At 63.8% G+C, this 22323-nt stretch carries 21 protein-coding genes and 1 pseudogene; 8 read left to right on the forward strand and 14 right to left on the reverse strand.

The window, feature by feature from the left end; all coding sequences use genetic code 11:
• Positions 1-3: 3 nt before the first annotated feature.
• Positions 4-639 (reverse strand): response regulator transcription factor, encoded by a 636-nt coding sequence (locus WHZ77_RS32265; protein ID WP_375311621.1) that lies wholly within the window; start codon positions 637-639, stop codon positions 4-6.
• A gap of 150 nt (positions 640-789) precedes the next feature.
• On the opposite strand from WHZ77_RS32265, the gene WHZ77_RS32270 reads away from it, so the two are divergent.
• Entirely contained in the window at positions 790-1095 is a 306-nt protein-coding gene (locus WHZ77_RS32270) for a hypothetical protein (protein ID WP_375311622.1), read from the forward strand.
• 34 nt (positions 1096-1129) lie between these two features.
• On the opposite strand, the gene WHZ77_RS32275 is transcribed toward WHZ77_RS32270, so the two are convergent.
• The 7 genes and pseudogenes from WHZ77_RS32275 to WHZ77_RS32305 all read right to left on the reverse strand — a co-directional run bounded on the left by WHZ77_RS32275 (position 1130) and on the right by WHZ77_RS32305 (position 7646).
• On the reverse strand, positions 1130-1633 hold the full coding sequence (locus tag WHZ77_RS32275) for a response regulator (protein WP_375311623.1): 504 nt from the start codon (positions 1631-1633) through the stop codon (positions 1130-1132).
• A 141-nt stretch (positions 1634-1774) separates the two neighbouring features.
• The gene (locus WHZ77_RS32280; protein ID WP_008565131.1) at positions 1775-2092 is read right to left on the reverse strand and encodes a hypothetical protein; all 318 of its coding nucleotides are present in this window, start codon (positions 2090-2092) and stop codon (positions 1775-1777) included.
• A gap of 2 nt (positions 2093-2094) precedes the next feature.
• A complete protein-coding gene (locus tag WHZ77_RS32285) occupies positions 2095-2976 on the reverse strand; it encodes a CheR family methyltransferase (RefSeq protein ID WP_375311624.1) in 882 nt (293 codons plus the stop codon).
• Between the two features lie 30 nt (positions 2977-3006).
• On the reverse strand, positions 3007-3396 hold the full coding sequence (locus tag WHZ77_RS32290) for a PleD family two-component system response regulator (RefSeq protein ID WP_375311625.1): 390 nt from the start codon (positions 3394-3396) through the stop codon (positions 3007-3009).
• Positions 3397-3431: 35 nt separating this feature from the next.
• Positions 3432-3905 carry a chemotaxis protein CheW gene (locus WHZ77_RS32295; protein ID WP_375311626.1) on the reverse strand — a complete coding sequence of 158 codons (474 nt, stop codon included), beginning with the start codon at positions 3903-3905 and terminating at the stop codon, positions 3432-3434.
• Positions 3906-3986: 81 nt separating this feature from the next.
• Positions 3987-6833, reverse strand: coding sequence for a chemotaxis protein CheW (locus WHZ77_RS32300; RefSeq protein ID WP_375311627.1), 2847 nt, complete (start codon positions 6831-6833; stop codon positions 3987-3989).
• A gap of 406 nt (positions 6834-7239) precedes the next feature.
• Positions 7240-7646: pseudogene (locus WHZ77_RS32305) on the reverse strand (response regulator).
• A 250-nt stretch (positions 7647-7896) separates the two neighbouring features.
• Here WHZ77_RS32305 and WHZ77_RS32310 point away from each other — a divergent pair.
• From WHZ77_RS32310 to WHZ77_RS32325, 4 genes are all read left to right on the forward strand, one after another.
• Positions 7897-8604, forward strand: a complete 708-nt coding sequence (locus WHZ77_RS32310) for a Crp/Fnr family transcriptional regulator (RefSeq protein WP_375311628.1) — start codon at positions 7897-7899, stop codon at positions 8602-8604.
• A 187-nt stretch (positions 8605-8791) separates the two neighbouring features.
• A complete protein-coding gene (locus WHZ77_RS32315; protein WP_375314863.1) occupies positions 8792-9490 on the forward strand; it encodes a Crp/Fnr family transcriptional regulator in 699 nt (232 codons plus the stop codon).
• Positions 9491-9645: 155 nt separating this feature from the next.
• A complete protein-coding gene (locus WHZ77_RS32320) occupies positions 9646-10023 on the forward strand; it encodes an Hpt domain-containing protein (protein WP_375311629.1) in 378 nt (125 codons plus the stop codon).
• Between the two features lie 98 nt (positions 10024-10121).
• Positions 10122-10370: a hypothetical protein gene (locus WHZ77_RS32325; RefSeq protein WP_375311630.1), complete on the forward strand. Its 249-nt coding sequence runs from the start codon at positions 10122-10124 to the stop codon at positions 10368-10370.
• A gap of 56 nt (positions 10371-10426) precedes the next feature.
• Here the strand turns inward: WHZ77_RS32325 and WHZ77_RS32330 are convergent, their stop codons facing one another.
• Positions 10427-11041 (reverse strand): response regulator transcription factor, encoded by a 615-nt coding sequence (locus tag WHZ77_RS32330; RefSeq protein WP_375311631.1) that lies wholly within the window; start codon positions 11039-11041, stop codon positions 10427-10429.
• 341 nt (positions 11042-11382) lie between these two features.
• On the opposite strand from WHZ77_RS32330, the gene WHZ77_RS32335 reads away from it, so the two are divergent.
• Both WHZ77_RS32335 and WHZ77_RS32340 read left to right on the forward strand, forming a co-directional pair.
• Entirely contained in the window at positions 11383-12546 is a 1164-nt protein-coding gene (locus WHZ77_RS32335) for a hypothetical protein (RefSeq protein WP_375311632.1), read from the forward strand.
• Between the two features lie 584 nt (positions 12547-13130).
• Complete coding sequence (locus WHZ77_RS32340; protein ID WP_375311633.1) at positions 13131-14345, forward strand: EAL domain-containing protein; 1215 nt, start codon at positions 13131-13133, stop codon at positions 14343-14345.
• Positions 14346-14354: 9 nt separating this feature from the next.
• Here the strand turns inward: WHZ77_RS32340 and WHZ77_RS32345 are convergent, their stop codons facing one another.
• The gene (locus WHZ77_RS32345; protein WP_375311634.1) at positions 14355-15227 is read right to left on the reverse strand and encodes a DMT family transporter; all 873 of its coding nucleotides are present in this window, start codon (positions 15225-15227) and stop codon (positions 14355-14357) included.
• A 162-nt stretch (positions 15228-15389) separates the two neighbouring features.
• On the opposite strand from WHZ77_RS32345, the gene WHZ77_RS32350 reads away from it, so the two are divergent.
• Positions 15390-16754 (forward strand): PLP-dependent aminotransferase family protein, encoded by a 1365-nt coding sequence (locus WHZ77_RS32350; RefSeq protein ID WP_375311635.1) that lies wholly within the window; start codon positions 15390-15392, stop codon positions 16752-16754.
• A gap of 7 nt (positions 16755-16761) precedes the next feature.
• Here the strand turns inward: WHZ77_RS32350 and WHZ77_RS32355 are convergent, their stop codons facing one another.
• The 4 genes from WHZ77_RS32355 to WHZ77_RS32370 all read right to left on the reverse strand — a co-directional run bounded on the left by WHZ77_RS32355 (position 16762) and on the right by WHZ77_RS32370 (position 22233).
• The gene (locus WHZ77_RS32355; RefSeq protein WP_375311636.1) at positions 16762-17364 is read right to left on the reverse strand and encodes a GDYXXLXY domain-containing protein; all 603 of its coding nucleotides are present in this window, start codon (positions 17362-17364) and stop codon (positions 16762-16764) included.
• Positions 17361-18632 carry a DUF2157 domain-containing protein gene (locus WHZ77_RS32360; protein ID WP_375311637.1) on the reverse strand — a complete coding sequence of 424 codons (1272 nt, stop codon included), beginning with the start codon at positions 18630-18632 and terminating at the stop codon, positions 17361-17363. The genes WHZ77_RS32355 and WHZ77_RS32360 overlap by 4 nt, the downstream gene beginning before the upstream one ends.
• A 465-nt stretch (positions 18633-19097) precedes the next feature.
• The gene (locus WHZ77_RS32365; protein ID WP_375311638.1) at positions 19098-20498 is read right to left on the reverse strand and encodes a UvrD-helicase domain-containing protein; all 1401 of its coding nucleotides are present in this window, start codon (positions 20496-20498) and stop codon (positions 19098-19100) included.
• A complete protein-coding gene (locus WHZ77_RS32370) occupies positions 20491-22233 on the reverse strand; it encodes an ATP-dependent endonuclease (RefSeq protein ID WP_375311639.1) in 1743 nt (580 codons plus the stop codon). The genes WHZ77_RS32365 and WHZ77_RS32370 overlap by 8 nt, the downstream gene beginning before the upstream one ends.
• Between the last annotated feature and the right edge of the window lie 90 nt (positions 22234-22323).

Genomic DNA, 22323 nt, shown 5'->3' on the forward strand with positions numbered 1-22323 from the left:
GAGTTACGACGCGCGCTGGGCCGCGGTCATCACGATGCGGATCAGGTCGGCGGCATTGCGCGCGCCGAGCTTCTTCATGATGTTGGCGCGGTGGTCCTCGATGGTGCGCGGGCTGATGCCGAGCGTGCGGCCGGCCTCCTTGTTGGACGCACCGGAAGCGAACTGTTCGAGCACCTCCCGTTCACGCCGCGTCAATGGCTCGCGTCCGGGGAAATGCAGCGAGTTGAATTTCGGCGACGCACTCTCTGCCTGCCTGCGTGCATAGGCTCCGATCGCCTCGTCGAGCCGGCCGACGATCTCGCTGCCGCGGAACGGCTTCTCGATGAAATCGAGCGCGCCGCTCTTGATCGCACCCACCGCCATCGTGATGTCGCCCTGTCCGGAGATCATGAAGATCGGCGCCGGATAGTCCTCGCCGTGCAGCTCCTTGAGAATGTCGAGACCCGACTTTCCGGGAATGTGCACGTCAAGCAGGATCGCAGCCGGTGTGCGGCTTCGCGCGACGGAGAGCAGTGCCGCGCCGTCCGCAAAACAAATCACTTCATAGCCCGCCGCCTTCAACACCATCGACAAGGTGTCGCGAACGGCAGGGTCGTCATCGACCACGAAGATCTCACCACGGGAGGTTTGTTCGACCATGTGCCATGTCCATCCGACATTAAAGGACTCGCGTCCGCGCCTTTCGTTATGGCGTTCGGCGCAGATTCGGCCCACCCGTATTTGTACGGGACATGGACTTAACGCACAAGTAGCGGCAGGAGGCCTAATTGCGGGACACGGAGAATATCCATGCTAAATTCCGCTGGCACACCCTCGCTCGTCGCGGCGCATGAAACTGACAGCCGTCAGTTGATCGCAGCGGACCTTCGCTCTCTGATCGCGCGCATCGATATCAGCATGCGCCTGATCGACGCAGCCATGGAGCGGGACGATACAGGCAGTGCCGCAGGTTCCGTCGATGTGGTCGTGCTCGACGACGTGACGCCCCGTTATGCCACGGCGAGCGCCACCCTCAACGTCTGCCGGACGGGGCTTGGCCGCGCCCTGCAGCAACTATCGGAGCAACTCGGCTTAAGCCGCAATCAGCGCGGCTGACCTGCCGCAGCTGACTGCATCGCATCTCCGCGCGTCAGGCCCGGTGCCGCCCCACGATCGCGTCGGTGGCGACGCCGCCCCAGGTGTGTATCGCCGGAAGGCCCATCGCCGTCTTTCCGAGATTGGCGAGGCTGATGCGCAGGGCCGCGAGATCCAGCGGCTTCGGCAGGCTCTGGAGCTCGATGCCGACGGAGCGGGCGAAGCTGCGGGCGGCACTGCGGCGCTTGCCATCCATGCCGCTGATGACGATCACCGCGCCGGCGAACTTCACCTTCGCCATCTCGCCAAGCACCTCGATGCCGTCGCCATCCTCCAGCACGAGATCGAGCGTCACGCAGTCGAAGCGCGAGGCGCGGAGCTTTTCGATCGCCTCCGCGACGGACGGCGCCACCGTGACCTCGTGGCCGGCGTGCTTGGCGGCGACAGTGATCAGGCTGCGCTGCGTGGCGTCGTCGTCGACGACAAGGAGCTGAAGCGCGCGCCGCTCGGCGACGTCAGGCAGGTTTGACGGGATGGGGGAGAGGGAACTTCTGGGCATTTCCGTATCCTGGGATTGAGACCATTCATGGATACACGGATCGCGCTTAGGCGACGTAAAGCCGACGCGGCGAATTCACCCGGAAATTTCAGCAATTGTGAACCAACGGCTCGGAGAGCGGCGACGCGGGCTGCGTCAGGATCACGCCGCTTCGTCACGGCCGCCGGCGGCGCCGCGCTTCTTCCGGTTCTTGCCGCGCAGGAACTGGATGTCCATTTCGGCGCCGTTGACGCGCACCAGTTCGCAGCGGCGATAGGCCAGCCCCGTCGACGACAGCAGCAGGAAGAACTCCTTCAGGTTCAATCCCTGGATCGAGCCTTCTACCGTGAGGATCGCGTCGGTGTCGGAGATCGCGTTGAGCTTGCAGTCGCGCCGCCACGTGCCGTCGATGGCCATGATGCAGACATCATAGCCGCGACTGAACGTGACGCGCTCCGCACCCTTGCCATCCTCGGCCATGCTTATCGTCCTGCCATCACCGCGATGCGCGGCGGCCCGGCAGCGGCGGCAGCCGGCCTGGCTGCGGCCGCACGCGGGTCGTTCGGCTTGTAGAGGCCGCGCTTTTCGGGGAGCGGCCGGAACGTGTCGGTCAGGCCGACCACGGTCTCCGCCGCACCGAGCACCAGGAAGCCGTCGGGCTCGATCTGGCGTGCCAGGCGGTTGAAGATGTTGATCTTGGTGTCCTGGTCGAAATAGATCAGCACGTTGCGGCAGAAGATGACGTCGAACGTGCCGAGCTGGGCGAAATCGTGCAGCAGGTTGAGCTGCCGGTGCTGGATCATCGCCCGCAGTTCGGGATTGATCTGCCAGGTCTCGCCGTTCTGCTTGAAATATTTCATCAGCATCTGGATCGGCAGCCCGCGCTGCACTTCGAACTGGCTGTAGATGCCGGACTTGGCCTTCTCCAGCACCTCCTGCGACAGGTCGGTCGCGATGATTTCGATGCGCCAGCCGGTGAGGGCCGCCCCCATCTCCTTCAGGCACATCGCCAGCGAATAGGGCTCCTGCCCGGTCGAGCCGGCGGCACACCAGATGCGCACGCTGCGTTTGCCGGCGCGCGCCTTGATCACCTCGGGCACGATGGTGTCGCGGAAATGATCGAACGGGACCTTGTCGCGGAAGAAGAAGGTCTCGTTGGTGGTCATGGCCTCGACCACACTGCCGACCAGCGCGCTCGAGCCGGCCTGAAGCTTTTGCACGAGTTCGCCGATGCCGGAGAGTCCGGCCTTCCGCGCGAGCGGCAGCAAGCGGCTTTCGATTAGATACTGCTTGTCAGCAGACAGGTCCAGACCGGAACTATCCTTCAGAAACTTACGCAGGTACTCGTACTCGGTCGGGTTCACGGAAGACCTCTTGGCGTTAGCGAATGAGCTTCAGGCAGCAGTTTCTTCGCCGAGCGCAATCAGCCCCACTTCCTGGAACTTCGCCATCACGATGTCCTTGTCGAACGGCTTCATGATGTATTCGTTCGCACCGCCGCCCATCGCACGCGTGATGTGGTCGATACCGGTCTCGGTGGTACAGAATACGACCATGGGTTCGTCGCCGCCGGGCATGCGGCGCAGCGTGCCGAGGAACTGGAAGCCGTCCATGACCGGCATGTTCCAGTCGAGCAGGATGGCTTCCGGCATCGCCTTCTTGCAGTGGACCAGCGCCTCGACGCCGTCTTCCGCTTCGATGACCTGAAAGCCGAGCGATTCGACGATACGACGCGCGACTTTGCGCACGATGCTTGAGTCGTCAACTACCAAACACGTCTTCATCTTGGATCTCCCGCTTAAATTTCTTTTGTGAAAGTTCAGGCAGCCAATTGCACTTCGGTCTTGAGCTCGAGGACGCGATCGACGTCGAGGACGACCATGAGCTGTCCGTCGAGGCGGTGGACGCCGCCGGCAAGCTTCGCCATGCGGGGATCGAGGTTGACGGGGTTCTCTTCCTTGCCGTCTTCGGCGAGCCGCAGCACTTCGCCGATCTGGTCGATCAGCAGGCCATAGGATTCACCACGGAGGTCGACGCCGACCGCCATCGGGGTCTTGCCGTCCTCCGGCTTGGGCAGGCCGAGCCGGGCGCGCATGTCGACCACGGTGACGATGCGGCCGCGCAGGTTCAGCACGCCCGCGATCTCGCGCGAGGACAACGGAACGCGGGTGACGCGCTCGGGCATGAACACGTCCTGGACGCGGGAGATCGGCAGCCCGAACAGCTGCCCGCCGATCATCGCGGTGACGTATTCGACCATGGCGCCTTCGCCGATTTGTGTCTTGCTGGTCATGTGCGTATCTCCTGATCCCGGCTCTCTTGTTTGAGCATGATCTCTTCGGAAAACCGCTTCACACTTTTCCGGATCATGCGGTTACGCCGCCGCCCGGTTCAGCTCGGAGGCACCGGCGGCGCCCGCGGTCTGTTCCTTCAGCGCCGCGATCAGACCGGGACGGTCGAACTTGGCGACATAGTCGTGGAAGCCGGCCTGACGGCCGCGCTCGATCGCCGCCGGCGACACCAGGGCGGAGAGGCCGATGATCGGCATCGAGCCCAGATTGTTGTCCGAGCGGATGGTCTCGGCGAACTCGAACCCGTTCATGTCGGGCATCTCGATGTCGGTCAGGACTACGTCGAAGCTCTGCGCACGCAGCGCAGCTAAGCCCTCCTGCGCGGTCGGCGCGGTGCGGACGCGGTAGCCGGCGGCCTTGAGCACCGGTGCCAGCATGTTGCGGAAGAACGCGCTGTCGTCGACCAGCAGCACCGACTGCGAGTGCATCGACGACTTCATCTCCTTGCGGGTGAACCAGTCGGAGAACGCCATCGGCAGGAAGTGGCCGACGTCGATCACTTCGGTCGCTTGGCCCTTGATCACGGCCGAACCCAGGATGCCCTGGCTGGCGCCGCCGACCTCGATGTTGAGCCGCTCCTCGACGATGTCGATGATCTCGTCGACGACCAGGCCCATGGAGCGGCCGTCATCGGAGAACACCAGGATCGGCTGGGCGCCCTGCGAGGCGATGGTGACGCTCTCCATGGCGACGAGCGGCATCAGCTGGTCGCGGTACTGCACCATGTAGCGGCCGTTGGAGAACTCGATCTTGTCGGCGGGAAGCTCTTCCAGGCGGGTGACCAGCCCGAGCGGGACCGCCTTGGGCTGACTGGAGCCGGCGCGGAACACCAGCAGCGAGGTGGTCTGCTCGCCCGAGGAGGCGTGGTGGGCCGAGGCGTCGTCGCCCATCTCGTGAGCCGAGGAACCGGCGGCGCCGAGCGCCTTGGCGATGCCGTTGGGGTCGATGATCATGATCACGGCGCCGTCGCCCAGAATGGTGTTGCCCGAGAACATGTCGATGTGACGCAGTTTCGTCGACATCGGCTTGACCACGATTTCTTCGGTGTGGAACACGCCGTCGACGACGATGCCGAAGGTCTGGCTGCCGACCTGCGTCACCACGATGAAGCCGTTCTCGGGATCGCTGGCCGCGCCGTCGTCGATCTTGAGCAGCTTCTTGAGGTGGATCAGCGGCAGCAGCTTGTTGCGCAGGCGAAGCACCGCGGTGTCCTTGATGCGCTCGATACGATGCTCGCTGTTGGCGCGGGCACGGACGAGCTCGACCACCGAGAGCTGCGGGATCGCAAAGCGGTCGCCGGCCGCTTCCACGATCAGCGCGGAGACGATGGCAAGCGTCAGCGGGATCTTGATGGTGACCGAGGAGCCCTCGCCGGCCACCGACTTGATGTCGATGGTGCCGCCGATCTGGTCGATATTGGTGCGGACCACGTCCATGCCGACGCCGCGGCCGGAGACCGAGGTGATGGCGGCCGCGGTCGAGAAGCCCGGCGCGAAGATGAACTTGTGGATCTGGGCTTCGCTCATCTTCTCGAGCTCGGCCTCGGTGACGAGACCGGAAGAGATCGCCTTGGCCTTGATCTTGTCGGTGTTGAGGCCGCGGCCGTTGTCGGCGATGCAGATGATGATGTGGCCGCCCTCGTGATAGGCGGACAGGCGGATGGTGCCCTGCTCGCCCTTGCCGCTCGCCAGCCGCTCGGCCGGGGTCTCGAGGCCATGGTCGGCGGAGTTGCGCACCATGTGGGTGAGCGGGTCCTTGATCAGGTCGAGCACCTGGCGGTCGAGCTCGGTGTCGGCGCCGTGCATCTCCAGATCGATCTGCTTGCCGAGTTCGCTCGAGAGGTCGCGGACGATGCGGGGCAACTTCTGCCAGGCATTGCCGATCGGCTGCATGCGCGTCTTCATGACGCCTTCCTGCAGCTCGGCGGTGACGTTGGACAGGCGCTGCAACGGCACCTTGAACTCGGTGTCCTCGTTGCGGCGGGAGATCTCCAGCAACTGGTTGCGGGTCAGCACCAGCTCGGAGACCATGGTCATCAAATGCTCCAGCGTATCCACGTTGACGCGGATCGACTGGTTGGCGACGCGGTCGCCCTCGCCTGCGGTCTCGTCGGCGGCCGGCTTCCTCGCGGCCTTTTCCTTGGGCGCCTTTTCGTTAGAAGCCTTGGCTTCCTTGGTGACTTCCTTGGCAACCGGCGCCGGCGCTTCAGCGGCGGGCTCGGCCTTGACCTCGGCAACGGGCGCTTCGATCGCGGTCTCGCGGAAGGCGCGCTCGAGCTCGTCGAGCGACACTTCGCCCGGACGCAGCGGACGCTCCAGCGTCTGGTCGATCAGCGCGCCCGAGGTCATCTCCTTTGCGGGCGCAGGCGCAGCGGCGGCCGGCGCTTCCGGCACCAGCGGCGGCGCTTCCGCCACGGGAGCAGCGGCTGCAGCCGCCGGCATCGGCTGCGCCGAGCCTGACGCGATCGGCGAAGCCGACGCTGACATCGCCGCCATGCCCTGCTCGACCATCGCTTCCAGCTGGTCGATGAGATCGCGGTCGGTGCCCTCGGGCTCGGCTTCGGTCGCCTCGAGGCCGGCCAGGATCTCCTTGATGCGGTCGATCGAAGCCAGAATCAGCGACACCGCGTCCGCCGTCACCGGCATGCCGTCGCGGAATTTGCTCATCAGGGTCTCGCCGGCATGCGCCAGCGCTTCCAGCCGCGGCAGTCCGAGGAAGCCGCAGGTGCCCTTGATGGTGTGGACCAGGCGGAAGATGTTATCCAGGATCTTGGCGTTGTTCGGCTCCTGTTCGAACTTCACCAGTTGATTGTCGACGGTGTCCAGGCTCTCGCTGGTCTCCGTCAAAAACTCCCGCAACAGATCATCCATGAGCTACGCCTTAACTGAGCTGGACTTCGGTGCCTGTGCCGCACATGGATCAGACGGAAGTCCCCGACTGGATCGTTAGACATCCCCTTTCACGGTCCCGTTAATTTCAGCCTCCGTGCTAATACGGATATTGAAGCGAAGTTTGCCGTTCGACCGCATCCGATAGCGTTTTCCGGCGGGAGCCGCGCGACGTCTCTCGCATCGGCGCCCTGGGTAAACGCACCGATAACGGCGTTTCGACGTGCCCGAAAAATCCTGTCATCGCGGCAGCATATGCACGGACCGCGCGAATTGAATCAAATCACCCGCAATCAGAGGCGCTCGCGCCGCCACTTGCCGAGATCCGCAAGACACGCGCTTGCGGTAAACGGAAACTTATTTCGCGGAAGTCGCGATTGATAACGCGCTAACCCAGTCGCGCGGCGGCGGCGCGGTGCTCGGCAAGGCAATTATTGATGGCGGCGAGCAACGCATCCGGCGTGAACGGCTTGCGAAGGCAACGCGCCGCACCGAGCTCCAGCGCCATTCGTAGGAAGTTGGGAGCGGGCGAGTTCAGATTCGCGAAGGCGTAGCCGGACATCGCGATGAGCGGAATGGCCGCGCGCGCTCGTGGAAGATCCGGATCGGCTCGAAACCTCGCATGTGGGGCATGAAGATGTCGATCATCATGAGATCGAACCGCCCGTCTTCGAGAGCGCGCAATCCGGCTTCTCCTCCTTCGGCGATCGTCACCTGGAAATTGTTCCGCTGGAGATAGATCTCGATGGCCATGCACACCATCGGATCGTCGTCGACAACGAGAATATGGTGCAGATCTCCTGTCCCCGTTTGCCCCCTTGCCGCTTTATCCCGCCGACCCGAACGGGACGGACGCTCCGAGTTCATGAGAGAATCAGCGCGCCATTCTTATTTCCGCCGTAGATGCGACGGTCTGCCTGCCCCCCCAACAGGGTATATCGACGACACTACAACCTTTACAATATGGTTGGATTGACGTGCAACTGGATCACGAAGATGATGCGCGGCATCGATTTGTCGATGAACGCACCAGATGGATCTCTGCATGAGCGCAAGCCAGCCGCCAAACCAGTTGCTGCAAATGCTCGGCGTTGCAGACTTCGATCTGCTGCGCTCCTACCTGGAAACGGTTGAATTGGTCAGGGGGGCTGCCTTGGGAGAAGCTGGCGCTACGTTACGCCACGTCTACTTCCCGCACAGCGGATCCGTCTCGATCACGGTGGGCCTTTCCGAAGGACAGATGATCGAGGTTGCCATGCTGGGCCGCGACAGCGTCGTGGGCGGCGGGGCGGCACTCGCCGATGGCGTCGCTCCGGCAGACGCCATCGTGCTGTTCCCAGGTGCTGCCGCCATGCTGGAGATCGCGGCTTTCCGCGCGGTCGCCGCCGCAAGCGCGCGGTTCCGCAACTTGATGATTCGCCATGAACAAGTCATGCTCGCGCACGCGCAGCAAGCGTTGCTCTGCAATACGCTGCATCCGGTCGAAGCCCGGCTGGCGCGCTGGCTGTTGCGCGCACACGACCTCTCCGACAGCAAAGTCCTCCCGCTGACTCAGGAGGCACTGGCGCAGATGATGGGCGTACGGCGCAACGCGATTTCCCTCGTCGCAAACGCACTCCAGCGCGCCGGCATCATTCACTACACCCGCGGCCAGATCGAGATCATCGACCTGCGCGCGTTGGAGACGACGTCCTGTAATTGTCATGCGGTCGTAAAGGCCCGCCACGCAGCCTTGATCGGAATCCGGCAATGACGCTGGCGGAGGACGCACCCGGCTGCATGCCGCCGTGCACACAGGCAGCATCTGACGATCGCGTAATTACCCGGATAACAAAGTACCAATTGCCAATATATCCCGTCGTGAACATGATGAAACTTACCAGTGCAGGAGATCGTCAAACTCCGCTTCGCTGACGAGACGGGAGGCAGCTTTGGAAACGATAGTGCGCCCACCCAACGGTTTCCTGTCCGCGTTGTCGGCGGACGATTACGAGTTGATCCGCCCGCATCTGCGCACGATTGATCTGCCGCATGAAGCGGTCCTGGTCGAAACCGGCGAAACGCTCAAGCGCGCCTACTTTCCCCACCGCGGCGTCATCTCGCTGGTGGTGAAACTCGCCAAGGGCGAAAATGTGCAGGTCGCCATGGTCGGCCGCGACAGCCTGCTTGGCACGCTCTCGACCATGGGCGATGCCTGCGCGCTGAACACGGCGGTCGTGCTGGTTCCGGGCGTCGCCTCCGTGATGGACCTCGACCGGCTGCGAGTCATAGCCGACCAGAGCAGCACCCTGCGGACGCTGCTCACGCGTCACGGGCTGGCGGTCTACGCGCAGGTCCAGCAGACCGCGGGCTGCAACGCCGCCCATCCGGTGGAATCGCGGCTGTCGCGCTGCCTGCTGCATACCCACGACCTGTCGGGTGACTACCGGCTGCTGCTGACCCAGGAGGCGATGGCGCAGATGATCGGGGCGCGGCGCAACAGCGTGTCACTGGTCGCCAATACGTTGCAGCAGGCGAATTTCATTCACTACAGCCGCGGGCACATCCAGATCCTCAACCTGGAGGGCCTGCGCCAGACGGCGTGCGAATGTTACGCCACCGTGAAGGGCCAGTACGACCGGCTGCTCGGGGCGCGCTGACCGGCAGGGCTGCGTGGTAAACCGGCAGCTAACGCGAGCCCGCAAACACCTGCTGTCCTGCTACCGGAACTGAAATCCGAATGTCGTAGACATGGGCGTGCCTCGCGCCGGACGGGCGGCGCGACAGACCAACCGTGATCAAGATCGACAGAGCCATGTTTGAAGTGACCGTTGCGCCCGCGCAAATGGCGCTCGATGCCGAACCCGCGCGCGAGCCGGGCGCATACCAGGCGCTGGTGCGCGAGATCGGCGACGACGGCGCCAGCGAAGTTCGAGCCGTGTTCTGGAGCGAGACCAGCGCGCGCCTGCAATTGTTCCGCACGCTCGCGCTCGCGCAGCACCACGCCAGGATCGCGCGCGAAGCGCATTCGCTGAAGAGCGCTGCCGGGACGTTCGGCTATCTCAGGCTGGCAGCGCTGGCGTTGCGACTGGAGGCGTCCGCAGAGGCGCTCGGCGAGACCGAATTCTGCGATCTCCTCGATCTGATGGATGCCGCCTATGCCGCCGGGCGCGTCCAGGAGCCGCAGGTCTAGCGAAACGCGTGCAACACCCGCCGTACTTCTACGGTTTGGGATTTTCACAGATGGCTAATCATGGCCGGCGATATTCACCGGAAACCAGGAGGGTTTCCATGTTCACCTACGAGACCGCGGACCAGAAAGAGGTTCGCCGCTTCCGCATCGCCCAGTTCAACGGCCGGATGGCCACGGTGAAGGCAGGCGAGTCGACGGTGACAGGCTTCGTGCGCTCGGTGCTGGAGCAGGAATCGAGCACCCCTCCGCGCTGGACCATCACGATCATCCCGAACGCGCCGAAGGAAGCGATCAAGCCGCTGCGGCCCGGCTCGCGGTCGCGTCCCTTCGCCGAAGACTATCTCTGAGCGCAAGCGGGTTCGGAGCCGGCCTGCGCCGCCAGCGGCGGCGCAACAACTGACCTTCAATCGATCGAATAGAGCAGCGCCGCACGGACGAGGTCCGCGGTGTTGCGCGCACCGAGCTTGCGCATCGCCTCGGCGCGATGGCTCTCGAAGGTACGCGGACTGATCTGCATCCGCAGCGCACCCTGCTTGTTCGAGTAGCCCTCGCTGATCAGCCTCAGCACCTCGCGTTCGCGCTTGGTCAGCCGCTTCTGGCCCGACAACTCCGCGTTAGGCGTACGCTGCGGCTGCGGTGCACGGACGACCTGCGTTTCGGCGTCCTCGGTTCTGGACGGGATCGGCAAGCCGGCCTTGTGAGGACCGGCAAGCTGCTTGACCACGCCGCAAACGCGCTCGGTCTGCGCCAGCGCGTTCTCGATCACCCGCTGCAGATAGGCGCGGTCGCCCGTCACGGGCGCGAGCTGATCGCTGTGATGCTTGATCTCACCCATGTAGAGCAGAAGCGCGGTCAGGGGGCCGTTGAGTTCACGGGCGATGGCGGCGGCCATTTCGTCGGCAGCCTTGGCGCGAGCCGCGTTCAGGCGAACGTAGTCGAGCTCTTCGGTCGGAGCGGTGCTGCTTTCGAACCATTCCGACGGTCGCGAATCAGTGGCCGTATCGTTCTGTGACCCCATGTGACTCGTTTAGCGGAACTCAGTGCATTCTGTGATTAACTTTTTTCTCCGTAAGACTACGGTAATTTTGGCAGTTCTGTGCTAAAAAGTTGGAGAGGGCACAATTTGTGCTTGTGCGCTAGCGCCGCTGACTATGTCAGGGTTGATAAATGTGCCCAAATCATGGGCAATCAGGCGAAAGCCTCCTTAACAGTCGCCTCCAGACCGGACGTCCGCGGGCTCCGGATTTTACGGATAAATTAACGGCGACTTGCTTCTCTATGTCACAATTGAGAGCGCGCAAATGCCTCCACGCATTAGGCCGGTAGGTCTGCTGGAATCGTTGCAGAAGATTGCGTGCCATGAACGAGATCGACCAGCTATCGGAGTTCTTGCAGAAGCTGACGCCGCTGTCGCGCAGCTGTCTGCTCAGCGAGCTCGAGCGGCTCGAGCTGTGCGGCATCGACATGCCGGGCTCGACCGCCGTCCAGGCCCGCTTGCGCGCCGAGTTCCGCAAGGACGGATCAACCCAGGCGCGCGCCGCCAGCCCCTCACGCTACTTCTTCGCCCCGCTCGAGCTGCTGCTGATCGACGGCGCGCCTGAGCATTCGAATATGGGTCGGATCTCGCGCAACACGCTCACCCCGATCTGGGAGTGGATCTGCCGCGACCTGCTGCCGACCATGGCGCGCGACTACATCAAGGCGATCAACGACCAGGTCGCGGCCAACAACCCGAAGGAAGTGCTGAAGACCGCCTCGACCTTCCAGACCAAGGTCATCAAGGTCCTCGAGAATACCCTCGCATCAGCGGAGAGCACCGAGTTCGCGCGCGCCAAGCTCGCGCAGTACACGGCTTCGCGCACCGCCTTCGACGACGTCAGGAAGATGCAACATGTGCTGCGCGCCGGCGACGCGCTGCCGAAGTTCAACGAGAAGCTGCCCGCGACAATCGCGAAGTTCGACGACGGCCAGGTTGCCCAGATCACGGCACAGCTCGACGCCTTCAAGAAGTCCCATCCCGAGGCGCTGCCCTTCGCGCTGGCGCTGGTGGCGAGGCGCCTCAAGACCTCATGGCAATTGGTGCGCCTCGCCACCAAAGCCGCGGCAAGCAAGAGCGCGGCCGACGTCGCCGCCACGCCCTATGCCTGCGTCGTTGCCATGGTGCTCGACCGGCTCGACGACAAGCGCCTCGCTCTCAGGGTCGCGCTCCGGCACAACCGGGTGCTGGTCGCCCGCGACCTGCTCACCGAAATCTACGACACCGAATATGCGCTCAAGGTCCGCATCGACGGCATCGAGAGTTGCGAATGGGGTGTCCGGCTGCAGCAATTGATGGACGCGATCGCGACGCTGGTGTCCGCCGAGGTCAGCCGCTTCCCCTCCAATGTCGGACACATTCTCGGCTCACGCCGGCTGCGCAGTCACGACACGCTTGGCGGCAAGCTGTCCTATCTGGCCTGGAAGGGACGCGACGCTGTGCAGGATGGCGCGGCGGCGTTTCGCAAATTGATCGGGCAGACCTGATACCGCACAGCTAACGCGGCAGGCACAGGAAGCGATCGAGAAATCGCCCTGACAGCACGAATCTGAACCACCAATACATCACTCGCCGCATCGACATAGCTGTAGTCCTCGACAGCCCACCACCGGCTGCGCTGAGCATTAGCGCAGGTGCAGCAATACGCATGTGATGTGCTTCACATTTGCGCCCGCACGCCCGGATGCGTTGTCGCGGATCCGTCACGCGCAACGCCGCATCGCGTGAAATAAGTCTGGCGATCAGGCGGCCGCACCGCTCAGCACGACAAGACGACCAGCAATTGAGGCGGGCATTATTCAATTGGGCGAAGCGCGCCCCGCCCCGTCCAATTGCAGGACACTGCGCACATGCGCCGGAAAACTGCGCCGCACGAAAATCTCACATGATTGTCACATGCCGGCGCGCCGGCACGCGGGCAGACGTAAAAACTTCTGCAACGAGATCCGGACAATTTTAGAAGTGATGCGGGCTTTAACGTTACCCAGATAATCCAGTGAACGGCTGAAGCCCTCCATATTTGAAACTGCTCCCATCGCTAACACCGGTCGCGGAACGGGAGTGGTTTGCGATGAACGATGAAATTGTTGAGCTCGCCGGACGGAGGCCAAAAACCTTCGGACGGCGAAAGGTAACGCCGCGCGCATGCGTCGCCGACGGCAAGCGCCATCTGCGCGCGTTCCTCGCCGAGGTGCTGGAGGATCTCGGCTTCGTCACCAGCGAATGCGCCAGCGCCGACGAGCTGCAGGCCGTGCTGACGAGCGACCTGCCGGACCTGATCCTGCTCGGCATTGCTGCCGACGGCATCGAGCCCGGACAGTTTCTGCAGACGCTGGTGCGCGAGGCGTTCGACGGCAAGGTTCTGGCCGTGGGCGCCCGCGAGTCGATCATCGTCAGGGCGGTGCAGCAGGTCGGCGAGGAATATGGCCTTGCAATGCTGCCGCCGCTGACAACGCCCTTTGCCGCGGAGACGCTGCGCGATCGCGTCGCGATGCTGCTGCCGGACGAGCCGGCGCCGAGCCCGGCCGTGCATGTCGGGGAGGCCCTGCATGCCGGCTGGCTCGAGCTCTGGTACCAGCCCAAGATCGACGCGCGCACGCTGATCCGCTGCGGCGCCGAGGCGCTGGTGCGGATGCGGCATCCGACCTGGGGCGTGGTGCCGCCGGCCTATTTCATCCCCGAAGAGCACGATCCGCACCTGCGCGACCTCTCGGAGTTCGTGATCGAGCGCGCCGTGCAGGACTGGCACTATCTGCTGGAGCAGCAGAGCCAGGTCGATCTCTCGATCAACCTGCCCGCGTCGTATCTGAAGGAGCCGCAGGCCGTGCGAGATCTCTGCCGCCGCGTACCGACGCATCCGGCCTTCGGCGGACTGACGATCGAGATCGACAGCGAGGAGGCGATCCGCGAACTCGATCTCCTCGCCGAGGTCGCGCGCGAGGTGCGGCTGCACAATATCGGCCTGTCGATCGACAATCTCGGCGCCAACTGGCCGTCGCTGATGGATCTGGACAAGATTCCCTTCATCAAGCTCAAGGCCGACCGGCACTTCGTCACCGGCAGCGGCAGTGACCGCCTCAAGCGCACGGTGTGCCGTCACATCGTCGAGCTTTCACATGGCTATGGCGTGCGCGCCGTCGCCGAGGGCGTCGAGAGTCGCGCCGACCTCGTGTCCGCGAACGAGCTCGGCTTCGACCTCGTGCAGGGCTTTCTGTTCGGCAAGCCGATGCCGCTGAAGAAGTTTGCAAGAGGCGCGCTGACGAAGACGGTGATGGGACAGGCGTGAGATGCGGCCTCAGGCATATCGCCGCGCGAAGAAGACGCAGACCACCACGAGCGCAGTCGCGGCGATCATGCTCCATGCGATCGGCTCGTGCAGCAGAAAGCCGGCGAGCGCGAGGCCGAAGAATGGTTGAAGCTGTTGCAATTGACCGACGCGGGCGATGCCGCCGATCGCGAGCCCGCGATACCAGAAGATGAAGCCGACGAACATGCTGAAGATCGAGACGTAGGCAAGCCCGATCCAGGCGGGCGCACTGACGCCGTTCCATGTCGGCGGCCAGCTCCAGACCGCGACCGGCAGCATCAGCGGCAAGGCGAGCAGCAGCGCCCAGGAGATCACCTGCCAGCCGCCGAGGCGGCGTGACAGCGCCGCGCCTTCGGCATAGCCGAGGCCGCACAGCACGATCGCGGCGACCATCAGGAGATCGCCGGTAAGTGAGGCCGTGCCGTCATTCGACAGCGCAAAGCCCGCCACTGTGGCACTGCCGAGAACCGCGAACAGCCAGAACATCGGCTGCGGCCGCTCGCCGCCACGCAACACGGCGAAGATCGCAGTCGACAGTGGCAAGAGGCCGATGAAGACGATCGAATGCGCCGAGGTGATGTGCTGAAGCGCGAGCGCGGTCAGCAGCGGGAAGCCGACCACGACACCGATGGAGACGATGGCGAGCGAGACGAGATCGCCTCGCTGCGGCCGCACCTGACGAAGCAGGCCGAGCACGGCCAAACCGATCAGTGCCGCGATGACCGCGCGCGCCGAGGTCAGGAACAACGCGGAGAAGCCGCCGACCGCGACGCGCGTCGCCGGCAGCGAGCCGCTGAAGATGATGACGCCCAAGAGACCATTTGGAAGCCCGTTGCCCCAGCCGCCGCCCGCAGATTGCATGTCCGTCCCGCTCGTTTAGGTCGCGATAGTCGGCCTTCGTGGGTGGTCACGCCAGCGACACTTCAGTACAATCCGGCAAAACTGTATGGGTATGGAAGGTCATACACTTTGGAGGACGAGGTTCAAACGCAAGGTCGCGGCGGAACGCGGACCATCGACGTGATGAGCGCGGTCCGCGCGAAGGTCGCCGGCCGCGCGCTCGGCGCCGGCGACCGCCTGCCGTCGATCCGGAGCCTGGCCGCGACGCTGAGTGTTTCGCCGTCCACGGTGGTCGAAGCCTATGATCGCCTCGCCGCGGAGGGCCTGATCCGCGCCCGCCGCGGCTCGGGCTTCTATGTTTCGCCGACGGCCATTGCGCCGCTTGCGTTGACTGAAGTCGAGCCGCGCCGCGACCGGGCGGTCGATCCGTTCTGGGTCTCCAGGCAATCGCTCGACACCGACGCGGCCGTGCCAAAGCCCGGCTGCGGCTGGCTGCCGCCTGAGTGGATGCCGGAGGAGGCGCTGCGCCGCGCCACCCGCGCGCTGGCCCGCAGCGACGCGAGCGTGCTGACCAATTACGGCTCGACATCGGGCTCCCTCGCGTTGCGCCGGCTGCTGCTTGCGCGCCTCGCCGAGGACGAGATCGAGGCCTCGATCAACCAGATGATGCTGACGGGCTCGGGCACGCAGGCAACTGACCTGATCTGCCGCTTCCTGCTCCGCCCCGGCGACACGGTGCTGGTCGACGATCCCTGCTACTTCAATTTTCGCGCACTGCTGCGGGCGCATCAGGCCAGGATCGTCAGCGTGCCCTACACGCCGTCGGGGCCGGACGTCGCGCGCTTCGAGCAGATCCTCAGCAGCGAACGTCCCAGGCTCTACATCACCAATTCAGCGCTGCACAATCCCACCGGCGCGACGATCTCGCTTCAGACCGCGCACCGGCTCCTGACTGCCGCGGCCACTCACGACCTCACCATCGTCGAGGACGACATCTTCGGCGACTTCGAGCCGGAGCGCTCGCCGCGCCTTGCCGCGCTCGATGGATTGAACCGCGTGATCCGCATCGGCAGCTTCTCCAAGACGCTGTCGGCCTCGGTGCGCTGCGGCTACATCGCCGCGCGCGCCGACTGGATCGAACACCTCGTCGACCTCCAGGTCGCAACTCATTTCGGAGGCCCGAGCCCGGTTGCGACCGAGATCATCGCCAACGTGCTGGCCGGCGGCAGCTATCGCAAGCACATGGACGAGCTCAGGCAAAAGCTGACCCGCACGCGCCGTGACGTCGCGCGAAAACTTCAGGCGCTCGGCATCGAGCCATGGCTGATGCCGCACGGTGGCTTCTTCCTCTGGTGCCGTCTCGCGGGCGGGCGGGACGCCACTGCAGTCGCGCGCGCCGCACTCGAGGAGGACGTGGTGCTCGCGCCGGGCAACGTGTTCAGCGTGGCGCAGACGGCATCAGGCTTCATGCGGTTCAATGTGGCGCACATGAACGACCCGCGGATGTGGGACGTGCTGCGGCGGGCGTTGAAGACGCAGCCGAAATGAACGGCGGCTAGTACAGCGGCTCCTCGTACACCGGCTTGCCGTCGAGCAGCAGGCGCTTGATGGCGGCGCGGCCCGAGGGCAGCACGGAGGCGACCACAAGCAGCTTCTGCTGGTTGCGGGCCTGCTCGAGCGTCTTGCCCTCGCCTTCGGGCACGAAATAGCTTTCGAGCCCGTATTTGATCGTCAGCTTGTCGCAGAAGGTGCGACCGGACCCGCAGGAATAATTGACGCGGCCGCGGATCAGCACTTCCGGCGCCGTGACCGGGACAGGCGCGGCATGCACCGAGACGGCCTCGTAAAGCCCATTGGCATTGGGCGCGAGCTTGACGAACACGATTGGCTTGCGCTCGGAGGCGGGCGTGCCGGCGAGCGCGCCTGCCGGCAGTTGCGAGATGTCGTAGCGCAGCACGACATAGTCGCCGCGCAGGAGGTCGCGGGGATCGACCGGCTGGGTCTGCAGGGTCACCTCGCGGCCTTCGCGCAGGATCTGCATGCGATCGGCGACCATCAGGACCAGCAGCAGGCATTGCAGCAGGATGGCGGCGCCGAACAGCACGGCTTTCGGGATGCGCTGCCAGAGCCTCGTGACGGATGCGATCATCTCATTCATCGCCCAGCCCTCGGCAGCGCGCGATTGAGCGCGGTGGCAAACACGACGGCGACGATGCCGGCCGCGGCAAGGAAGGCCGAGCGGCGCAGCAGCGAGCCCTTCACCGCCCAGGTGATGCCCGCGATGACGCCGGCAATACCGAGCCAGCCGGCGACGATGCGCGGGCGGACATCATCGAGCATGCCGGAGACGACGAGGCACAGCATGGCGCAGAGCAGCGCGGCATAGGCGAACCAGGGTTCGCCGGCCGCGGAGGCCGGCCAGATCGGCGCCGCGAGCAGGACGAGCCCGATCGAACATCCCGCCAGAACTTCACCGGCGCGCCTGGTGAGCGCGGCGGACGCGAGCGCAAGGATCACGCCCGCGGCTCCGCACAGGATCGCCCACAACGGCTGGGCCGCATCAGTGCCGGTCCGCAAACGGATGAGGTCGTCGACCGTGACCACCTCCAGGAAGACGACGACGGCCAGCGCAAACGCGCCGTAGATCGACAGAACGCTCCCGAGCCGAAGCGTCCGCGGCGACGGCGCAGCCGCGATTGCGAGCCCGGCGCCGAACAGCAGCGCCGCGCCGTTCGCGAGCAGGAAGGACGGCTGGGCGCCGTCGAAGTCGAATCGAACCGACGTCGCGATCCACCACGGCAGCACGGCGATCGCGACGAGGTGGGCGGCGACGCGGGAATTCCACGCCAGCGCAAGCGCGGCGGCGATCAGCCAGACCATCACGAACGGAAGATGCAGCACATCCGGCGCATCATGGATGCGCATGCAGCTCCAGATGCAGGCGGCGACGAGGCCGACCGCGAGCGCGCCGCGCGAGCCGGTCAGCAGTGCGGTGGCAAACGCGCCGATCGACCACAGCAGCATGCCGCCGGCAAAATCGTCGCCGAGATGATACATCTGGCCGACCAGCGCGATGCCCGCACCGAAGATGATGGCGCCGATGCTGGCGCAGAGATCGGCCAGCACGCTGCGGCCCGTCGCGGCGAACCACGCCCCGAGGCCGCCGGCAACGACCATGCCGGCAAGCAGGATCGCGAACCGCAGCAGCCGCGCGATCTCGGTCCAGTGCGCCGCGACGAAGGCCAGGAAGGCGGCGGCGATCAGCAGCCCGCCGACGATGCCGACGACCACCGCGATGTTGATGCCGGGCGCCAGCGGCGGCAGCGCATTGCGGATGGAGAGCGCGGCCGCCGGCGCGATCACGCCATCGGCCTCCCATTGCGCCAGATCAGCCTCGAGGCGCTGCCGGTAGGTCTTGTCGAACATCGTCGTGGGTTACCTGTCTCCCTGCCGGACGGCGGGATGCTGTTGGTCGGAGCGTAGCGGTAGCAGGTTCAAGCTGCGACTGCTCTGCGGGTACTTTCGGTGACCGGACAACAAAATGTCTAAAACAACCCCATGCACAGTAGACGGCGGTCGCCGGCGCGGCGGCCGCTGGATCAGACGAAGCATCTGAAGCGGCTGATAAAAGTCGGAGAGCGGCGCAGGGTGAGTGGTGACGGGTCTGAATCGATGCTTGAGCGCGTTATTGCCGATAGCGCCGCCTGTTTCCGGTCACGCTCCGAAGGTCAGTACAGATAGCGACGATCGTAGCGTCGGCGGATTTCGGATGACGCCGTGCGTCGTTTGATTCGTCGGGCAAAACAGGCGCACCATGTTATCATGGTAGGGTGTGTAACTGGCGAGCGCAACGGTTACCCCACTTTGGCGAGCCCCGGCCGGGGCGCGTCGTTATGAGAGATTGATCAAGTCGATGAGCGTAGCGCTCTTCGCGCCCCGCGTAAGTGCGACGTAGACGTCCTTGTGCGTGCCCCAGCCGTCTTGCCAGTCCGGCGCCCTCAAGACGATCGCGTGGTCGAACTCAAGGCCTTTGACCAGAAGAGTGCTACCAATGCAGCGATAGGCGCTGCTTCGGCTATGGTACTTCCGGCGTGAGATCTCGTCGGCGTAGAGGGTCTTGAGGCTGGCACCGGTCTCGAGATGCGCTTCAAGAATGCACTGCAAAGCACTCACGGACTCTTTAAGCTTGCAGGGAATGCCCGGATTGCTTCCGACATACTCCAGCAGATCGAACAGCAGGCGTGGCGTTATGCCCTCTTTGTGCTTTTTACAAAGGTCTCGCCGATCCGCGCGCAGGACGCGCTGAGGCTTGTTGCTGAGGATGCGCTGGAAGAATAGCTTGTCGTCGGGACCGAGCGCGCCGAATACGCGCTTGAAAAAGGTCATGACCGCCTTGGGTGCCTTGACCGACTCGCCGTCGCAGATCGCACGCAAAAGCTCCTGAAGCACACTGAGGTCATTTGGTTCCAGTACGCGGAACTGGTGGCTTACCAACGAGGTTTCGATGCCGGCCGGAAGCGGACGCGCCTTGTGCCCTATGACGCACATACGGCCTTGCTTGGCGCGAACGATGCCGATGAGCTTCTTGCTGAGGTCACTATAGGTCATAGACCGACGCTCGACGGGCGCATTGCGATAGGACGGTTCGCGCCCTGCCCGGAAGTCATCGCGTGAATCCAGAAGCCAACGGCCGAGCCTTTCGTTGCCTGCCTTGATCCAGCGATGGGGCGTTTCAAGCGCGCCGAGATCGGAGCAGAATTCAGCCCGAACGTCGGACCAGCCAATCGGCTCTTCGTCGCGAAAGCCGAAGATGCCCTGAAGGTCATCACCGAGCACGCGGCATGGCAGGAGCCGCTTGAGTTCGACGATGACCGAATGCATCTGGGCGGTACAGTCCTGATACTCGTCGACGATAACACCGCTGTACGAATTCAGGATGCCTTGCTGGACAAAATCCTTGTGCAACAGGTTACACATTCCCGAATAAACATCGCCCCACGCGGCGATGTCCACCGGGCCGCGATAGGCGGCGTTACTCGGATACATTCGGACCCAGCCCCAAGCCCAACCGGCGATCGTATCGACGTGGTACTTGGCGCGTGCAACGCCGTGCATGCGGAAGCGCTGCCGCAACGCATCCACACCGGCATGCGTGTGCGTCAAGACGAGCTGACAGCCGTCGCAGAACGCGCCGACGGTCCTGACGATAGCCTCGGTCTTTCCGCAGCCAGCTGGCGCTTCCACAAATCCCGCCCGGGCGCGCCCTATCGCCTGATAGACAGCCTCACTCATCCGACTGAACCCAATCCCATAGCAACGCCAGTCGCGTCTTGAGCGCGCCATCGTCGGGAAGCTGCGGAAGCGCAAATTCAAAAGCCTTTCGCGCATAATCCAGGCGCTTGATCCATTTTTGTTTATGCGCCAAGTCGCCAAGCGCTTTTCTCAATGCCGGTGTATCAGACCAACGTCGAGGATCGTTCGCGAGATTGAGAGTCGCGACCCGGGGCTCCCTGATGATCGAATTGACCATCGACGCGAGTTCAATGCTGTCGTGATCTCTAGCGATGTTCGTCAACAGCGTGGGGATGTGCTGCCACGGCAATTCAGCAAACAATTGATGCTCGGTCGCATTGCCGGATTCCCATTCGGTAACGTGGATGCCATCGCGTTTCAGTTTCTCGATATCTTCGCGGCTGAGATGATCCGGAGCATCGCTGTCACAAAGTACGGCCGTCCTATAGCCGAGCGCCGCGAGCCGTTCCGCATTGGCCTGGATTTTGGAAGCACCGTCGCAATTGAAATAGGCGGTGGCGAGGCTCCACACCGGGGCGTTGTTGGCATCGAAGCGGAACATGTCATAAGCGCGCAGCAATCCGACTTCCGTCACTCCTTCGCAAGCGACTATCCGATTGCCAAGGAGTGACTCTGCATTGGCGCGTGCGGGGCCTTGAATGCCGGGCACCGTTCCGAGGCTCCTCAGGGTGACGACCCCCGCGCTGTCGCGCTTGCACACCCAAAGCTCATCCTTCGTGGCATCGAGCTCGCGGATCACAGCGGCGGAGTGCGTCGTGGCAAACACCTGTTGCTGCGAGCTCTTGAGCTTGAAGAGCAAGCCACGAATCCGGTGTGGCTCCAGGCCGAGCTCGATCTCATCGATGACGGCGATGTTCTTGCCATTGTGAAGCTTCATTTGCATAGCGGCTCCCACGAGCCGCTTGGACCCACTGCCTTTGTTGCGGAGGGGAACTTGGCCTTCGTGCAAGGAAATGACCCCGGCACCGATGGATTGGCGCTGCACATCAATCCTCGGCGTAAGTTCCGCAAGATTGACGCCAGTTTTGCGCGCTTCAACGCGCACTCCCTCGGCTACGACTGTGCATTGCGCGATGCTTGGGTGGCGAGAGATATCACTCTGGCGCATTTCACGAGCCAGTTCGGATACGACGCTTGGAAGTCCGCTCTTCGAACCCTCGCTGAGGCGGGTCAGAATCGAATTTCGACCCCATGTAAAGTTGGCGTCAGAGAAGAAATCCAAACGGCTGAGCCCTATGAATGCGCGTTCCGCGGCATAGATGGGCTTCCGTTCCACCTCATCTCCCTCGTCGCGCCCCTTTACGGCGAACCACTTGGGTTCAAGGCTCTTGTCGACCCGCAGGCTGATTGAAAATGCCGGGGCCGCATCAGGCTCGGGCTTCGGCCCATTCTGATCCAGGCCGCACTGGTAGCGTGCGAATGTGCTTTCTTGAAAGAAACCCTTTATGTGCGGCAGCGCCGGATCCCATCCGGCGAGCGTGACCTGAATGATGATGTCGTGATCAACGACTTGATTGAAGAAATCAGCGTCATCGAACACGAGCGCCGTGCGCGGCGACAAGGCAAAATCCAATGCCGTTAAGATCGTCGTCTTGCACGCATCGCCGGATCCGATGATGCAGTTCAAGTCCCCGGAGACTGTCCAAGCGAAAGATTTGATGCCGCGGAAGTTGCGGATTTCGATATGCCTGATCCTCAAATCGTGCCCCTGCAAAGCGAACTACAGATCGACCGCGATCAATCGTTGCGCCACCCGAAGGCGCGCATGCCGAAACGGCACTTGCGGTCGACGCGACCAGTGGAA

This window comes from Bradyrhizobium sp. A5 (genome assembly GCF_042076515.1).
Classification (GTDB): domain Bacteria; phylum Pseudomonadota; class Alphaproteobacteria; order Rhizobiales; family Xanthobacteraceae; genus Bradyrhizobium; species Bradyrhizobium cosmicum.

Excerpts from the sequence above, each read along its gene's own strand:
- WHZ77_RS32335 (WP_375311632.1), top strand. The coding sequence starts at position 11,383 with ATGAACGAGATCGACCAGCTATCGGAGTTCTTGCAGAAGCTGACGCCG.
- WHZ77_RS32270 (WP_375311622.1), top strand. The coding sequence starts at position 790 with ATGCTAAATTCCGCTGGCACACCCTCGCTCGTCGCGGCGCATGAAACT.
- WHZ77_RS32310 (WP_375311628.1), top strand. The coding sequence starts at position 7,897 with ATGAGCGCAAGCCAGCCGCCAAACCAGTTGCTGCAAATGCTCGGCGTT.
- WHZ77_RS32345 (WP_375311634.1), bottom strand. The coding sequence starts at position 15,227 with ATGCAATCTGCGGGCGGCGGCTGGGGCAACGGGCTTCCAAATGGTCTC.
- WHZ77_RS32340 (WP_375311633.1), top strand. The coding sequence starts at position 13,131 with ATGAACGATGAAATTGTTGAGCTCGCCGGACGGAGGCCAAAAACCTTC.
- WHZ77_RS32330 (WP_375311631.1), bottom strand. The coding sequence starts at position 11,041 with ATGGGGTCACAGAACGATACGGCCACTGATTCGCGACCGTCGGAATGG.
- WHZ77_RS32365 (WP_375311638.1), bottom strand. The coding sequence starts at position 20,498 with ATGAGTGAGGCTGTCTATCAGGCGATAGGGCGCGCCCGGGCGGGATTT.
- WHZ77_RS32265 (WP_375311621.1), bottom strand. The coding sequence starts at position 639 with ATGGTCGAACAAACCTCCCGTGGTGAGATCTTCGTGGTCGATGACGAC.
- WHZ77_RS32325 (WP_375311630.1), top strand. The coding sequence starts at position 10,122 with ATGTTCACCTACGAGACCGCGGACCAGAAAGAGGTTCGCCGCTTCCGC.
- WHZ77_RS32280 (WP_008565131.1), bottom strand. The coding sequence starts at position 2,092 with ATGGCCGAGGATGGCAAGGGTGCGGAGCGCGTCACGTTCAGTCGCGGC.
- WHZ77_RS32295 (WP_375311626.1), bottom strand. The coding sequence starts at position 3,905 with ATGACCAGCAAGACACAAATCGGCGAAGGCGCCATGGTCGAATACGTC.
- WHZ77_RS32360 (WP_375311637.1), bottom strand. The coding sequence starts at position 18,632 with ATGTTCGACAAGACCTACCGGCAGCGCCTCGAGGCTGATCTGGCGCAA.
- WHZ77_RS32355 (WP_375311636.1), bottom strand. The coding sequence starts at position 17,364 with ATGAATGAGATGATCGCATCCGTCACGAGGCTCTGGCAGCGCATCCCG.
- WHZ77_RS32350 (WP_375311635.1), top strand. The coding sequence starts at position 15,390 with ATGAGCGCGGTCCGCGCGAAGGTCGCCGGCCGCGCGCTCGGCGCCGGC.
- WHZ77_RS32275 (WP_375311623.1), bottom strand. The coding sequence starts at position 1,633 with ATGCCCAGAAGTTCCCTCTCCCCCATCCCGTCAAACCTGCCTGACGTC.
- WHZ77_RS32320 (WP_375311629.1), top strand. The coding sequence starts at position 9,646 with ATGTTTGAAGTGACCGTTGCGCCCGCGCAAATGGCGCTCGATGCCGAA.
- WHZ77_RS32290 (WP_375311625.1), bottom strand. The coding sequence starts at position 3,396 with ATGAAGACGTGTTTGGTAGTTGACGACTCAAGCATCGTGCGCAAAGTC.
- WHZ77_RS32300 (WP_375311627.1), bottom strand. The coding sequence starts at position 6,833 with ATGGATGATCTGTTGCGGGAGTTTTTGACGGAGACCAGCGAGAGCCTG.